A 13,095-nucleotide genomic window follows, 5' to 3' on the forward strand; every position below is an offset into this window, starting at 1 on the left:
CGTCAGTTCCCCTTCGAAGCTGCGTAGTTGAGCAGGAACAGCGCCTCGGCGACCGACATCCGCTCCAACTCCCCGGGCGACACGCTCTCGTTCACCGCGTGGATCTGCGCCTCCGGCTCGCTCAGACCCATCAGCAGGATCTCCGCCTCCGGGTACAGCGAGGCGAGCGTGTTGCACAGCGGGATCGACCCGCCCATGCCCGAGGTCTGCATCTCCTCACCCGGGTACGCGACCCTCATGGCGTCCGCCATCGCCGTGTACGCGGGGCTGGTGACGTCAGCCCGGAACGGCTGTCCCTGGCCCACCTGCTCGACCGTGAGCCGGGCGCCCCACGGTGTGTGCGCCTCCAGGTGCGCGATCAGCAGCTTGGTCGCCTCGGCCGCGTCCTGACCGGGGGGCACCCGCAGACTGATCTGGGCCCGCGCGCTCGCCTGGAGCGACGGCGTGGCTCCGACGACCGGCGGGCAGTCGATGCCGATGACGGTCACCGCCGGCCGGGCCCAGATGCGGTCCGCGACCGAACCGCCGCCGATCAGCCGGACCCCGTCGAGCACCTTGGCATCCTTGCGGAAGTCGTCCTCCGGGTAGTCGACCCCGTCCCACGCCGCATCCGCCGGCAGCCCGTCGACCGTCGTCGAACCGTCCTCGGCGCGCAGCGAGTCCAGGAGACGGATCAGCGCGGCGAGCGCGTCGGGCGCGGCACCCCCGAACTGCCCGGAGTGCAGATTGCCGTCCAGGGTGTCGATCTGTACGCGCACCATCGTCATGCCGCGCAGCGTCGACGTGACCGTCGGCAGCCCCACGCGGAAGTTGCCGGTGTCCCCGATGACGATCGTGTCGGCCGCCAGCAGCTCGGGGTGAGCCTCGGCATAGCGTTCCAGGCCGCCGGTGCCCTGCTCCTCCGAACCCTCCGCGATCAGCTTGATGCCCACCGGAAGACCGCCGTTGGCCCTGAGCGCCCGCAGCGCCAGCAGATGCATGATCAGGCCGCCCTTGCAGTCGGCGGCGCCACGCCCGTACCAGCGGCCGTCCCGCTCGGTCAGCTCGAAAGGAGGGGAGACCCACGCGGCCTCGTCCAGCGGCGGCTGCACGTCGTAGTGGGCGTACAACAGCACCGTCGGCGCGCCCTCGGGACCGGGCAGGAAGCCGTAGACGGACTGGGTGCCGTCCGGGGTGTCGAGCAGGACCACCTCCTGGAAGCCCTCGGCGCGCAGGGCGTCCGCCACCCAGTTCGCCGCGGCCTCGCACTCGCTCTTCGGGAACTGCGCCGGATCCGCCACCGACCGGAAGGCCACCAGCTCCGCCAGCTCCGTCCTGGCACGGGGCATCAGGGCGGCGACGGTTGCGGCGATCGGGCTCGCGGTCATGGGCACGCTCCTCGTGAGTGCGGCGTTGTCATGTGTGCGTGCGATTACCTGTACGTATCGCGTACGCATGAACGATCCTCCCACAGTGGGGAAGATCGCTCAGCGCCGTAGGATGCCGAGGGCAACCACGAGTAACTCGTCGGGATCAGGAGCAGAAGCACATCGTGAGCAGCGAGAACGCAGACGCCGGAACCGAGGCCGCCGCGACCGGGCACGACATGCCGGTGTGGGATGTCGTCGTCGTGGGAGCAGGACCGGCGGGCGCCTCCGCGGCCTATGCGGCAGCGGTGGCCGGCCGGCGGGTGCTCCTTCTGGAGAGGGCCGAACTGCCCCGATACAAGACGTGCGGCGGAGGGATCATCGGCCCCTCGCGGGACGCCCTGCCACCCGGTTTCGAGCTGCCGCTCCTCGACCGGGTGCACGCCGTCACGTTCTCCCTGGGCGGCCGGCTCGCCAGGACCCGGCGTTCCCGCCGCATGCTCTTCGGGCTGATCAACCGGCCCGAGTTCGACGCGGCACTGGTCGAGCACGCCCAGAAGGCCGGTGCCGAGCTGCGCACCGGTGCGACGGTGTCACGGGTCGAGCAGCACGGGCCCGCGGTGCCCGACCGCCGCACGGTCGCCGTGGTGCTGGCCGGCGGCGAGACCGTCCTGGCCCGGGCCGTCGTCGGGGCGGACGGCAGCGCGAGCCGGATAGGCGCGCACGTCGGTGTGAAGCTCGACCAGGTCGACCTCGGCCTGGAGGCGGAGATCCCGGTGCCGCCGACCGTCGCGGAGGACTGGGCCGGCCGGGTCCTGATCGACTGGGGACCGATGCCGGGGAGTTACGGCTGGGTGTTCCCCAAGGGCGACACCCTCACGGTGGGTGTGATCTCCGCGCGCGGCGAGGGCGCCGCGACCAAGCGCTACTTGGAGGACTTCATCGCCCGGCTCGGTCTCGCCGGATTCGAGCCGTCCATCTCCTCCGGGCATCTGACGCGTTGCCGCAGTGACGACTCCCCCCTGTCCCGCGGGCGCGTGCTGGTCTGCGGTGACGCCGCAGGACTGCTGGAGCCCTGGACCCGGGAGGGCATCTCGTTCGCGCTGCGCTCGGGCCGCCTCGCGGGGGAGTGGGCGGTACGCATCGCTGAGGCGCACGACGCGGTGGACGCGCGGCGGCAGGCCCTCAACTACGCCTTCGCGATCAAGGCGGGTCTCGGCGTGGAGATGGGCGTGGGCAGGCGCATGCTCAAGGCCTTCGAGCGAAGGCCGGGGCTGCTGCACGCCGTCATGACGGGCTTCCGGCCCGCGTGGAACGTGTTCGCCGGCATCACACGGGGCTCCACGTCCCTCGCCGAGATGGTCCGCAGCAGCCCGCTGGCGCGGCGGGCGCTGACCGCGCTGGACGAACGGTAGGAGCGGGGGCGGGCGGCGCGGGGAACGCGGCCGGGTGCGCGGCGCGCCGCGCACCGGTCGGGTCCGGCCGGGCGCGCGGTGTTGCGTGGCGTCCGGCGTCCGATCCGGCGTCCGGAACGGCGGGACGTACGACGAAGCCCGCGCGTTCTCCGGTGCGCCGCACGACGGCCACGGAGGCCGACGCGCGGACCTGACAGGATCAGCCCGCCTACGGAGGCCGGCACAGCCTGCGTGGTTCGGTCGCCGGGCGGCGTGAGACGGTCCTCCAGGGCGGCGCGCCGCGCGTCCGGCGGCGACACCAAGTCGATCGACGTCGCCGACGCCTCGAACCTTCCCGAGAACATGGACTACTCGCGGGACGGCCGCCACCAGTTCACCTTCACACTCACCGAGGTCTGGCCATCGCCGACCCCGGGGCCGGAGCATCCCGTGTTCCGGCCCTGGAGCCTGCGCGGTTCCACGGCAAACCCGCCCACGATTCCCTGCCGTTCGGAGCAGCAGGACGAGTCGGGTGACGTCGTTGCGATGGCCGCCGGTCGTGGTGACGGCGATAGGGATACCGGTGGCGTCGGTGATCAAGTGATGTTCACTGCCGGCTCTGCCCCGGTCGACAGGGCTTCGTCCTCTCCTTCGACCCGCCCTTCTCGATCCTTCTCGGTGGCGACGGCGGAGGCGGAGAGGAGCGTCGCAGCGGTGAGGCTGCCCCAGAGGGCGGCCGGGCCGTGGGGTGCGAGAGCGGTGATGACCGCCGGGGAGACGGCCAGGCCGAAGCCCGTGGAGAGCTCGAAGCGGGCGAGAGTGCGTCCCAGGACATGGGCCGGGGCGAGGGCGGTGACGAGCGCGGTGGCGCTGCCGGCATAGATGATCTCGCCGATCGTGCAGACCACGGACACCGCGGCGACGGCCGGGGCACCCCAGCCGTGTCCCAGTGAGGTGGCCGCAAGGAAGCCGAGGTAGGACACGGCGAGTACCACGCCGGCCAGAGCCAGCACGGTCCGCCGGGAGAAGCGGGACATCAGGACGGTGACCGGAACCTGCAGGGTGACCACCAGCACCGTGTTGGCCACGAAGATGGCTGCCGACCACACCGGGGATGCGTGCAACTGTGTCACCAGGACCAGAGGCAGCGCGATTTCGGGGACGTTGAGACAGAAGACGTAGACCACGTTGGCGCCCAGCAGCGCACGCATCCGAGGTGCGGGCCCGTCGTCCCCGCCCTCGGCCGGGGCGGCGGCCGGATGCGCGCGGAGGCGGACCGACCACGCCAAGGCGGCCGCAACCAGATAGGCGAGCCCGGTGACGGCAGCCAGCGCCTGCAATGCGGTGGTGCCGCCCGCCAGGCATACGGTGGCGAGGAGCGCGCCCGCGCCCAGGCCGGCGTTGCGCAGGGCGCGGCCTGTCGCAAGAGCGGCGTCGCGTTCCCGGCCGTGGGCGACCGTGGCCACGAGAGCTGCGTGCGCGGCCGGCCAGGCCTGGTTGCCGATGCCGAGGAAGAGCGCCGCCGTCGCGAACAGCCAGGCGTGCCCCGCCGGGGTGGTCAGCAGCAGCGCCACGCCGAACACCCGCACCAGCATCGCCGCTGCCACGACCGTGCTGCGTGCGCCTCGGTCCAGCCATCGGCCCACCGCGGGCATGCACACCAGACCCATGACGACGCCGACCGTCATGGCGATGCCGGTGACCGGCGCGGACAGCCCAAGCACCGTCACCCCGTAGAGCAGCAGAAAGGGCCGCAGCAGGCCCGTGCCGAGCGCGTCCACGGCCAGGGCGACGGCATAGCGGGGGCCTCCGGAGGCACGGACGAGGGCGCGGGGCCGGATCTTGGTGGTGGTTGCCATGGCGTCAACGGTGCGATCGGCCGCCGGGCCGCCCACGTCGGTTGACGGATAGCGTCAACCGATGCCGTCGTCGGGCAGACGGTCGGTGATGCTGAAGGGGTGACGTTGAGGATCGACATCAGCGGACTGCCGTCCGACCGACTGCGGTTCGCCGCCTCCCCGCTGGCCGAGCTGACCGCGATGCTGCACGTGCTGGCCGAACCCGGGCATCATCCGCAGCGCGCCGACTGGGCCGGCGACGTCTGGGCAGGGCTGCGGCCGGAGCTGGCCGAGCGGCTGCGGGAGGCGGAGTTCCTCTGGCGTTCCTCACAAGCCGACTTCCTGCTCCCCGCCCGGCCTCGGCCGACCCTCGCCGAGGAGTTGGACGACGTGGACCGGATCGACGACGAGACGTATGTGACCGCCGCGCTCATCACCACGTGCGGCAGCAGCCGGGTCCACTTCGCCGCACGTTCGCCGCTCACCGACGCGACTGCGCGCGAGCGGGCCCTGGACGTGGCCCAGGCCCGCGGCGCGCAGCAAGAGGCCTTCGCGGAACGGCTGCTCGCGGACCCGGCCGCCGTGCGGGCGCGGGTGCGCCACACCCTCGAACAGTGCGCCGAGGCCTTCTTCGACTCCGCCTGGACGGGCGTCGCCGTGCAGCTCGCCGGCGACCTGCGCCTGAAGAACGACCTGCTGCAGCGCCAGGGCATCGGGGCGGCACTCGCATCGGTCTCCGGCGCAGTCACGCTGGCACCGGACGGCGACTGCATCATCGTGGACAAGCTGCAGGACAAGGCGACCGCCGCCAACGGCACCGGGGTCACCTTCATCCCCAGTGTCTTCGGCAGCCCGCACCTGGCGGTGGTCCACGCACCCGGGTGGCAGCCGGTGGTGCAGTACCCCGTGGCCGAGCCGAGTCCATCAGAGCCGGTACCGCTGGAAACGGTCACACTGCGGCTGGAGGCGCTCGCACATCCGGTACGGCTTCGGCTGCTGCGCACCCTGGCCCGCGGTCCGCACACCACCGGTGAGCTGGCCCACGCCTGGGAACTCTCACCCCCGGAAGTGTCCCGCCATCTCGCCGTCCTGCGGCGCGCGGGACTGCTCACGGCCCGGCGGCGCGGTCGCTACGTCCGTTACACCCTCAACCTGCCTGATCTGGCGGCGCTGGGCGCCGACCTGCTCGCTGCCGTACTGCGCTGAGGGCTTCGGTCCACCAGAACGCGGGCGACCGCCGCCTTCGCCGCGTCGTGCGGTGCGGCAGGTCGGCGTAGCAGTGTCCGCGCGACCGCCCGCCGCCCTCGGGCAGCCGGGCAGAGCACCGGCTGCACCGCCGATGCTCCTCGTGGCCGTAAGCCGTACGGCGGGGCGTCCTCTCCGGCAGGTCAGGCCGGGGCTGGTGACTCCTCGCCGCTTCGCGTCCTCGTCGCGAAGCGGACGCAGACCGCCCGGCACATGGGGGAGCTGGAAGCCGGCGGCGAACCCGTCGCACACGTCGGCGCGCCAGGGGAGAGGCGGTCGCGGTCGCCGCCGTGCCGCCGCGACGCCGGTCGTCCGATCCGCTGACCCGGTCCGCACGCCGGCACGGCTACCAGCCGCGTCAGACCTGGGCGAGGAGGCGCTCGAGCGGACGGGGAGCGCTGTCGGGTTCCAGGCGTGCGACCAGCGCCTGTGCATAGAGCGCCTTGCGGCCGCTGTGCGTGCCCATGAAGCGCCGCAGTTGGTGCTCCACAGGCCGTTCCCGCTGTGCCGGCTGGCCCTGGAAAGTGCGGAAGGGGCGCATCTCGCCCTGGGCCTCGATCACCTGCTGGACTCCCTCGGGCCCGAGGGAGCGGATCAGTTCGTCCTCCAGGTCGGCGACGCACACGTGGAACCCGAGTGTCTCCAGTCCGGCGTGTGTCAGACCGGAACCGAGCCCGACCCGCTCCAGGTGACGCCGGAAATGCCGTTCCTCGCCGATATCGCAGAGACCGGCCAGTGGGAGGCCGAGCCCCGGAGGACCGCACACGTCCAGGAAACGCCCGATGTTCGTCGCCCCTCCGAGCGATACCACCGCGACGCCCTCCGCACCGAGGTCGCGGCCGGAACACGTGGCCAGCGCTTCGAGCGCGACCTGATCACTGCGCCCCTCGACGAGCACGACCGTCCGCACGCCGCCGGCCAGCTCCCGCGCCACCGCGGCGGCCGCAGCCGCCCCCGCTCCACCGGCCGCCCACGCGGTCAGCGACAGGCGGAACCGCCCCGACTCGTCCACGAGACCTCACTTCCCGACGCCGTTCCCCCTCAACGGCCCGCGCTTCCTGCGCGGGACCTCCTGGCCTGGCCGCACCAAGAGCCGCGCGAGGGAACACCCCAGCCGCACCAACCCGACGGTAGACGAAAGACGGTTCACACGAGACAGGGATTTTGTACGGGCGGTGGTCGCGGGCGACGCGCTGCCGTCGCCCTGGGCGACCCGAAGGCCGATCGCGGAGTTCGCCGCGCGCTCCAGGGAACCAGCGGTCTCCGAGACACTGTCCCGCCTCACGGAGCGGGAACGGGAGGTGATGGCACTCGTCGGCATCGGCCTGTCCAACGAGGGGATCGCCCGACGCCTCGTGGTGAGTCCCCTGAGCGCCGAGACCCACGTCAGCCGCACCATGGTGAAACCGGGAGCCCGCGACCGGGCCCAACTGGTCGTGCCGGCCTACGAGTCGGGACTTGTACGCCCCGGCTGGCCGGGCTGAGCACCGCGCTGCCGGAACCGCCACAGCACGTGGACCACCCGCCAGACGAACAGCACGGCGGCGATTCCGGCGGCGGCGGGCAGCAGCCCGCGCTCCAAGCCTCTCGGGAGGTCGAGGAACAACGCCGGCGATGCGATGCCGCCGAACACGACGGCCGCGGCGAACCCCGCGCTGGCCAGCGCGTATCCGATCTCGACGGTGATGGCGTCCCGCTCCGCCTGGCTCCTTTCCCCCATGGCGCCGATTGTCGCAGCGCGGAAGGCCGGCGGGCAAGGAACTCCGCTGCGGCCCGCGGCGCTGCCGTGACCCTGCTGCTGACGTCCGGACTGCGGGGCGGCGCAGGGGCCCGGAGCAGATGTACGGGGAAGTTGCCCTCCCGCAGAACCGCCGGATGCCGGACTCGACCACAGGCCTCCCCTCCGAGCCGGTGAACGGTACCGGTCCGGCGGCCGGAGCGGCGGCCGGGGCGAGGGCGGGGTGAACGGAGAGGGCATGCAGGGAACGCCATGAGCGCATGCACGCGCATTGAATGCAGATGCATTTAATGTCGATGCAACAAACTGCGCGGATTCTGCTACGGTGCCGCCATGGGCGTGAACCGGAACGAGCAGCTGCTCGTCGAGCAGTGGCGGGACATCCTCGCCGTGCATGCCCGCACGATGTGCGAACTCGACCGTGAACTGCATCCGTACGGGATGGGTGCCAGCGACTTCGAGGTCCTGGACGTCCTCGCCGAGGGTGCGCCGGAGGACGACGGTGGTTCGTACCGCGTACAGGAACTCGCCGGACGGGTGCATCTGAGCCAGAGCGCCCTCTCCCGGCTCATCGCCCGCCTGGAGAAGGAAGGCCTGGTCGTCCGCGGTATGTGCGCCGAGGACCGGCGGGGTGTACGGGTCTGCATCACTCCCGCCGGCCGCGCCCGGCATGCCGAGGTGCAGCCGCTCCAGCGCGCGGTGCTCGACCGGATGCTGACCGAGCGCGCGTCCCGCTAGGCCGCCGCCCGGCGGATCACGGCCGGGCTGCCGCCCCCGGCGCCTACCAGGTGATCCCCGACGCCGTACGCCAGAGCTCGGCGACCGAGGCGTCACCGGTGACCGTGAGGGCCGTAAGCGGAAGGCGGTTCCACAGCGCCGCGTAGAGGTGTCCTGCGGATCCCGACACCTCGATGTCGGCGGGTCCCTCGGCGTCCCGGGTCGTGAGCGGTGCGTCCTGGGAGATGCGCATCGTCCAGACGGCGTCGGTGTCGACGGCCCGGACGCGCATCACCTGCGGCACGTCCGACCGTACGCGGCTCCTGTCGCGCGCATGGAAGGCGCACAGCAGTTCGTCGATCCCGTCCACGGCGAAGTCCGTCGCCACCGACGGGAACGGTGTGCCGAGCGCGGACTCGGCGTCCATCCGGTGCACCGCCGTCTCGTGCGCCTGCCGCCGAGCCCAGAAGGCCAAGGGGGAGGGCGCGGGAAGGAACAGCCAGCACGTCAGGTCCTCCGGCGCGCCGCGCAGCGCGTCGACCAGCAGACCGTGGCCCTTGCGGAACCAGTCGAGCAGCTCGGGGCCGTCCAGACCGGGCTCTTCGGGGGCGGGGTGGTACGCCGTGTGCCCCTCCGTGACGTAGGCCGTCGCCCAGCGGTGGACCACGCCGGTGTGCCGCAGCAGGTCGCGCACCTGCCAACCGGGGCACGTGGGCACCTCCGCCGCCGTGCCCGCCCGGTCGGCCGCCTCGGCCAGCAGCCCGCCCTCGTGGTCGACGGCCTTGATCAGCTCAGAGGTATCCATGCGGCCGATTCTGCCGGAGCGGTCTCGTTCCCGGCAGGGGCCCCTCAGGGCAGCGCACTGGGAACGTCCGCAGTCGGTACCGGGTTTCGGCGCCGTACCCGCGCCGGGCGCCGACGAGACTCTCAGGACTCCTCGGCGGTGGCGTTGCGGGTCGTGTACGCGAGGAGCGCGCCCGCCGCCGCCAGGCCGGCGACCGTCGTCAATGCGACCGGCAAGGACGCCCAGTCGGCCACGAATCCGATGGCGGGAGGCCCGAGCAGCATGCCTCCGTAGCCGAGGGTCGACGCGGCCGCCACTCCGCCGGGCCCGGCAAGGGCCCCTGCCCGGCCGACCGCCACCGGGAAGATGTTCGCCAGCCCCAGGCCGGTCACCGCGAACCCGAGCAGCACGAGCCACACGGTCGGTGCGAGCGCCCCGAGGAGCATGCCCGCCGCGGCCAGCGTGCCGCCCGCGACCAAGGAGCGGGTCTGGCCGAGCCGTTCCAGCACGGCCGTGCCGGAGAGCCGGCCCGCGGTCATGAACAGGGCGAAGAGGGAGTAGCCGATCGCCGCAACACCCGGCCGGGCGCCGAGATCCTGTTCCAGGTGCAGCGTGCCCCAGTCCGCCATCGCGCCTTCGCCGTACGCCGTGCAGAGCGCGATCACGCCGAACAGCAGCACCAGTCGGCGTCGTTCCCGGTCCAGCCGCCGGGGTCCGTCCGGCTGCGGCCGGCTTGCTCCGGCCGCCGCCGGGGCCGGCCCCCGCAGCAGCGCAGGACCGGCGACGGCGGTGACCAGCAGCCCGGTGACGGTCAGCCCCAGCAGATGGGCTGCGGGGGACAGGCTCCCCGCGACCAGCGCACCGACGCCCGCGCCGAGCATCCCGCCCAGGCTGTACGCCGCGTGGAAGCCCGGCATGACGGGCCGTCGGAGCGCCGCCACGAGGTCCACCGCGGCGCTGTTCATCGCCACGTTGATGCCGCCGTAGGCGACGCCGAAGAGCAGCAGTACGGCGCCCAGTGCGCCGGCCGACCGGGTCAGCGGAGGCAGGGCGAGGCTCAGCGAGAGCAGCGCCGCGCAGGCCACCGTCACCGGCGGGCTTCCGAACCGCCGGCACAGCCGCCCCGTCAGCACCATCGTGACGACGGCGCCGGCCGACACACCGAGCAGCGCCAGCCCCAGGTCACCGGCGGAGGCTCCGGTCTGCTGCTTGATGGCGGGGATGCGGACGACCCAGCCGGCGAAGAGGAACCCGTCAAGGGCGAAGAACACGGTGAGGGAGAGGCGCAGACGGGCCAGGGGGCGTTCGGCGGGGTCTCCGCCGGGGCCCGCCGGTGCGGTGGTCCTGGGTTTGTTTAGTAGCGGCACAAAGTCAGGATAGGGGGCGATGGGGCGTGGTCACAAACCCGGCGGCGGCCCACGCCCGCGGCAGGGGCCTCACCGGGACGGAGCGCGGTCCTGGTCCGGCGCCCGGTGCAGGAACAGGTCCGGTTCGTCGCCGTCCCGATGGGTGAACCCGAGGCCGGCGTAGAGCCGTTGGGCCGGCAGGTTGGTCCGGGAGACGTTCAGGGACAGCGCGCCCTCGCGGCGGTTCACAGCGCGCGTGGCCAGGCCGCGTCTCCGGCACTCCGGGGCGACCGCCGGATCGACGACCCGACGGGTCCCGTCCGCCGCAGGCCGCGAGAGCCGGATCCGGCCGGCCGGTGCGCCGTCGACTCGATGACATCCTGCGGGCCCGGGGGATACCGCTCCGCCCAGTCCCGTTCCCGCGCCTCGTACTGCATGCGCACGATCCGTGCGCGTTCGCGCTCCGGCCAGGCGTGCGGGCCCAGGGGGGACTCCAGGGTGACGGCGACTGCGAGTAGACCCGGTAACGGGCGTGGATCACACCGTGCGAAGGGCGCGGCCCGGGGCGCGGGGACTCCGCGTGGGCCGCGACGCCGCACAGGATCAGGGAACCGAGGGCTGAGGCCGCTCCGGACACGGCGGTCGCACGGAGCCGAGCCGCGCACGCGGGGAGACGGGTTCTGAGACGGGACAAGTGACCTCCATGGGAAGCGACGCGACATCGGGCGGAACCACGCGGCCGCGGGCCTGCCGGAGCACACGGCAGCGACGCCGGCTGCGGGAGGACCGGGCTCCGCCCGTCCGGATGGAGCACTCGCGGCTGATGGTGTCACCGCTCCGCCGCCCCGCCCGGTACAACACGACTGCGTGTGCACCCTCCGGGATCCCGGCGCTCGGCGCATTACGCCGACTTCCGGCCACGACCGGGAGGACGGGAACGCCGGTCCGGGTGGCGGTCCGCGGATCGTTAGCCTCCCTCCATGAGTGATCTCTTCGAACTGCTGCTCGCACTGGACCTTCCGGACACGCTCGACGAGGACGAACTCCGCTTGCTCCACTGGCATCTGGGGCAGGACGAGGCCGCCGAGGAGGGGGCCGGCGGCGACGCCGACTGTGGGCCGTACCCGCTGCTGTCGGAGCGGGGCGCGGCATGGCGGATCGGAGGTGTTCTGGTCGGCGAGCTGGCGCGCGGCGCCCATGGCTGGTCGTTGACCGCACGTCAGGAGGTGCACACCGAGATGCTCGACGACCTCCGGGGGCTGCTGGTGTGGCTCGCCGCAAGAACGGTGAGCATCGGGCCGGTCGGTCATATCCGCTTCTACGAGGACGACCACCCCGACGTCCTGCTGGCGCAGCAAGGGGCCATAACCCGAGTCGAGTTGCGGCCGGCCGGCGACGGGGCTGCGGAAGTGTTCGGCTGACGCAACCCGCCGACCCGCAGCTCGTCGCCAGGCACGCTCGTCGCCAGGCACGCTCGTCACCCGGCACGCACGTCGCGCAACAAGCCGTCGCGCGTTGCCTGTCACCTCGACCGACGGTCGTCGCGCGGCGCCTGTCGTCCCGGCGGGAACCCCGAGCCAGTCCGTGTGCCATGCGGGAGGCGGCCGAACGGGGCTGTCGTACCAGGGCGCTACAGTGTGCGCCGCGGTCGAGACGGCTGACCTCCGTTCTCCATGGGCCCAGGCCCGCCGCGTCACCCTCATGACATGCCGTCAAGGGGTTCACGGGGCGGGCCGCCCGGCTGTTGCGGCACGACCCCGTCCGAAAACCGGGAAACAGCCAGGAGACCCATGAGAAAGAGAGCGCGGAGAGCGAGCATTCTCGCCGCCGTCACCGCCATCGCCGCCACGGGCGCGTTCGTGGCCGCCCCGAACGCCAGCGCAGGCACGTCCGAGATCTTGAACGCCGGCTTCGAGAGCGGCAGCGCGTCCTGGCACGAGAAGCTGACGCCCTTCGCGGGCCACGTCATCAACAGCTCCTCCGCATGGCCCGCCCACTCGGGCACCGGGAAGGCGGAGCTGGGCGGTCAGGGCCTGACCGGCATCAGCCGCATCTCACAGCAGGTCACGATCCCGGCGTACCGGGTTCCGGTGCTGTCCTTCTGGCTGCGCAGCGATGTCGTACGCGCCGACGCGGCGAGCTCCGGCTTCCGTCAGCTGATCGTGGAGGCCACCGCGGAGGACGGCACCCCCTTCGAGCTTCACGACCGTATGAACAAGGGCGGGACCAGCGGCTCCTACGAGAAGGTGACGGTCACGCTTCCCGAGGCCTTCTACCGCTCGGCCCCGCAGAAGGTGAACATCAGCTTCATGGCGATCGAGGAGTCGTCGAACCGTATGCCGTTCCTCATCGACGACGTGAGCATGGAGTACCGCTTCAAGGCGATCGACCGTCCGGTCGTCATCCCGACCGGCTTGATCCGGCCCGTCGTGCGCTGACGCTCGCTCGGAGCGGTGCGGTCCCGCGTTCCACCGCGGTGACCGCACCGTCACGGGGCCTGGGTGGCCGGGCCACGGCTCAGCCACCCGTCCTTCCGAGCGGCACGGGCCTCCCGACCGGGCACGGGCCGCCGGCCGCTCCAGCGGCGGTGGTACGCGACGAGTACGGCGGGTTCCGTCCCGTACGGCTGGGACCGCCGCATCCGGCGGCGCCCGGACCTCGGCGCCGACGACCGGCCTGGATCATGG

At 72.5% G+C, this 13,095-nt stretch carries 12 protein-coding genes and 2 pseudogenes; 6 read left to right on the top strand and 8 right to left on the bottom strand.

Features of this window, described 5'->3' with window-relative positions; genetic code table 11:
- Positions 1-2: 2 nt before the first annotated feature.
- On the bottom strand, positions 3-1,367 hold the full coding sequence (locus ACZ4Z5_RS13730; protein WP_468261294.1) for a M20/M25/M40 family metallo-hydrolase: 1,365 nt from the start codon (positions 1,365-1,367) through the stop codon (positions 3-5).
- 164 nt (positions 1,368-1,531) lie between these two features.
- Here ACZ4Z5_RS13730 and ACZ4Z5_RS13735 point away from each other — a divergent pair, with 164 nt between their 5' ends.
- Entirely contained in the window at positions 1,532-2,761 is a 1,230-nt protein-coding gene (locus ACZ4Z5_RS13735; protein ID WP_468261296.1) for a geranylgeranyl reductase family protein, read from the top strand.
- A gap of 492 nt (positions 2,762-3,253) precedes the next feature.
- On the opposite strand, the pseudogene ACZ4Z5_RS13740 reads toward ACZ4Z5_RS13735, so the two are convergent.
- Together ACZ4Z5_RS13740 and ACZ4Z5_RS13745 are read right to left on the bottom strand one after the other, a co-directional pair.
- Positions 3,254-3,388: pseudogene (locus ACZ4Z5_RS13740) on the bottom strand (IS5/IS1182 family transposase); the annotation flags it as partial.
- Positions 3,337-4,599 carry an MFS transporter gene (locus ACZ4Z5_RS13745; RefSeq protein ID WP_468261299.1) on the bottom strand — a complete coding sequence of 421 codons (1,263 nt, stop codon included), beginning with the start codon at positions 4,597-4,599 and terminating at the stop codon, positions 3,337-3,339. The gene ACZ4Z5_RS13745 and the pseudogene ACZ4Z5_RS13740, both read right to left, overlap by 52 nt.
- A gap of 99 nt (positions 4,600-4,698) precedes the next feature.
- On the opposite strand from ACZ4Z5_RS13745, the gene ACZ4Z5_RS13750 reads away from it, so the two are divergent.
- Positions 4,699-5,784: a DUF5937 family protein gene (locus ACZ4Z5_RS13750; protein ID WP_468261301.1), complete on the top strand. Its 1,086-nt coding sequence runs from the start codon at positions 4,699-4,701 to the stop codon at positions 5,782-5,784.
- Positions 5,785-6,181: 397 nt separating this feature from the next.
- Here the strand turns inward: ACZ4Z5_RS13750 and ACZ4Z5_RS13755 are convergent, their stop codons facing one another.
- The gene (locus ACZ4Z5_RS13755; protein WP_468261304.1) at positions 6,182-6,835 is read right to left on the bottom strand and encodes a TOPRIM nucleotidyl transferase/hydrolase domain-containing protein; all 654 of its coding nucleotides are present in this window, start codon (positions 6,833-6,835) and stop codon (positions 6,182-6,184) included.
- A 154-nt stretch (positions 6,836-6,989) separates the two neighbouring features.
- Between ACZ4Z5_RS13755 and ACZ4Z5_RS13760 the strand changes: the two are divergent.
- Positions 6,990-7,307, top strand: a pseudogene (locus ACZ4Z5_RS13760) (response regulator transcription factor); the annotation flags it as partial.
- Here ACZ4Z5_RS13760 and ACZ4Z5_RS13765 read toward each other — a convergent pair.
- Complete coding sequence (locus ACZ4Z5_RS13765) at positions 7,268-7,543, bottom strand: DUF6332 family protein (RefSeq protein ID WP_468261307.1); 276 nt, start codon at positions 7,541-7,543, stop codon at positions 7,268-7,270. The pseudogene ACZ4Z5_RS13760 and the gene ACZ4Z5_RS13765 sit on opposite strands and share 40 nt — an antisense overlap.
- Before the next feature lie 351 nt (positions 7,544-7,894).
- Between ACZ4Z5_RS13765 and ACZ4Z5_RS13770 the strand changes: the two genes are divergently transcribed.
- Positions 7,895-8,299, top strand: a complete 405-nt coding sequence (locus tag ACZ4Z5_RS13770) for a MarR family winged helix-turn-helix transcriptional regulator (protein ID WP_468261309.1) — start codon at positions 7,895-7,897, stop codon at positions 8,297-8,299.
- A 43-nt stretch (positions 8,300-8,342) separates the two neighbouring features.
- Here ACZ4Z5_RS13770 and ACZ4Z5_RS13775 read toward each other — a convergent pair whose 3' ends face one another.
- From ACZ4Z5_RS13775 to ACZ4Z5_RS13785, 3 genes are all read right to left on the bottom strand, one after another.
- A complete protein-coding gene (locus ACZ4Z5_RS13775; RefSeq protein WP_468261312.1) occupies positions 8,343-9,083 on the bottom strand; it encodes a maleylpyruvate isomerase family mycothiol-dependent enzyme in 741 nt (246 codons plus the stop codon).
- 122 nt (positions 9,084-9,205) lie between these two features.
- Complete coding sequence (locus tag ACZ4Z5_RS13780; protein WP_468261315.1) at positions 9,206-10,429, bottom strand: MFS transporter; 1,224 nt, start codon at positions 10,427-10,429, stop codon at positions 9,206-9,208.
- Between the two features lie 69 nt (positions 10,430-10,498).
- Positions 10,499-10,879 (bottom strand): GNAT family N-acetyltransferase, encoded by a 381-nt coding sequence (locus ACZ4Z5_RS13785; RefSeq protein ID WP_468261512.1) that lies wholly within the window; start codon positions 10,877-10,879, stop codon positions 10,499-10,501.
- Positions 10,880-11,388: 509 nt separating this feature from the next.
- On the opposite strand from ACZ4Z5_RS13785, the gene ACZ4Z5_RS13790 reads away from it, so the two are divergent.
- Together ACZ4Z5_RS13790 and ACZ4Z5_RS13795 are read left to right on the top strand one after the other, a co-directional pair.
- On the top strand, positions 11,389-11,829 hold the full coding sequence (locus ACZ4Z5_RS13790; protein WP_468261317.1) for a hypothetical protein: 441 nt from the start codon (positions 11,389-11,391) through the stop codon (positions 11,827-11,829).
- A 369-nt stretch (positions 11,830-12,198) separates the two neighbouring features.
- On the top strand, positions 12,199-12,846 hold the full coding sequence (locus ACZ4Z5_RS13795; RefSeq protein WP_468261320.1) for a hypothetical protein: 648 nt from the start codon (positions 12,199-12,201) through the stop codon (positions 12,844-12,846).
- Positions 12,847-13,095: the final 249 nt, after the last annotated feature.

It is taken from the genome of Streptomyces sp. NPDC030222, assembly GCF_055573115.1.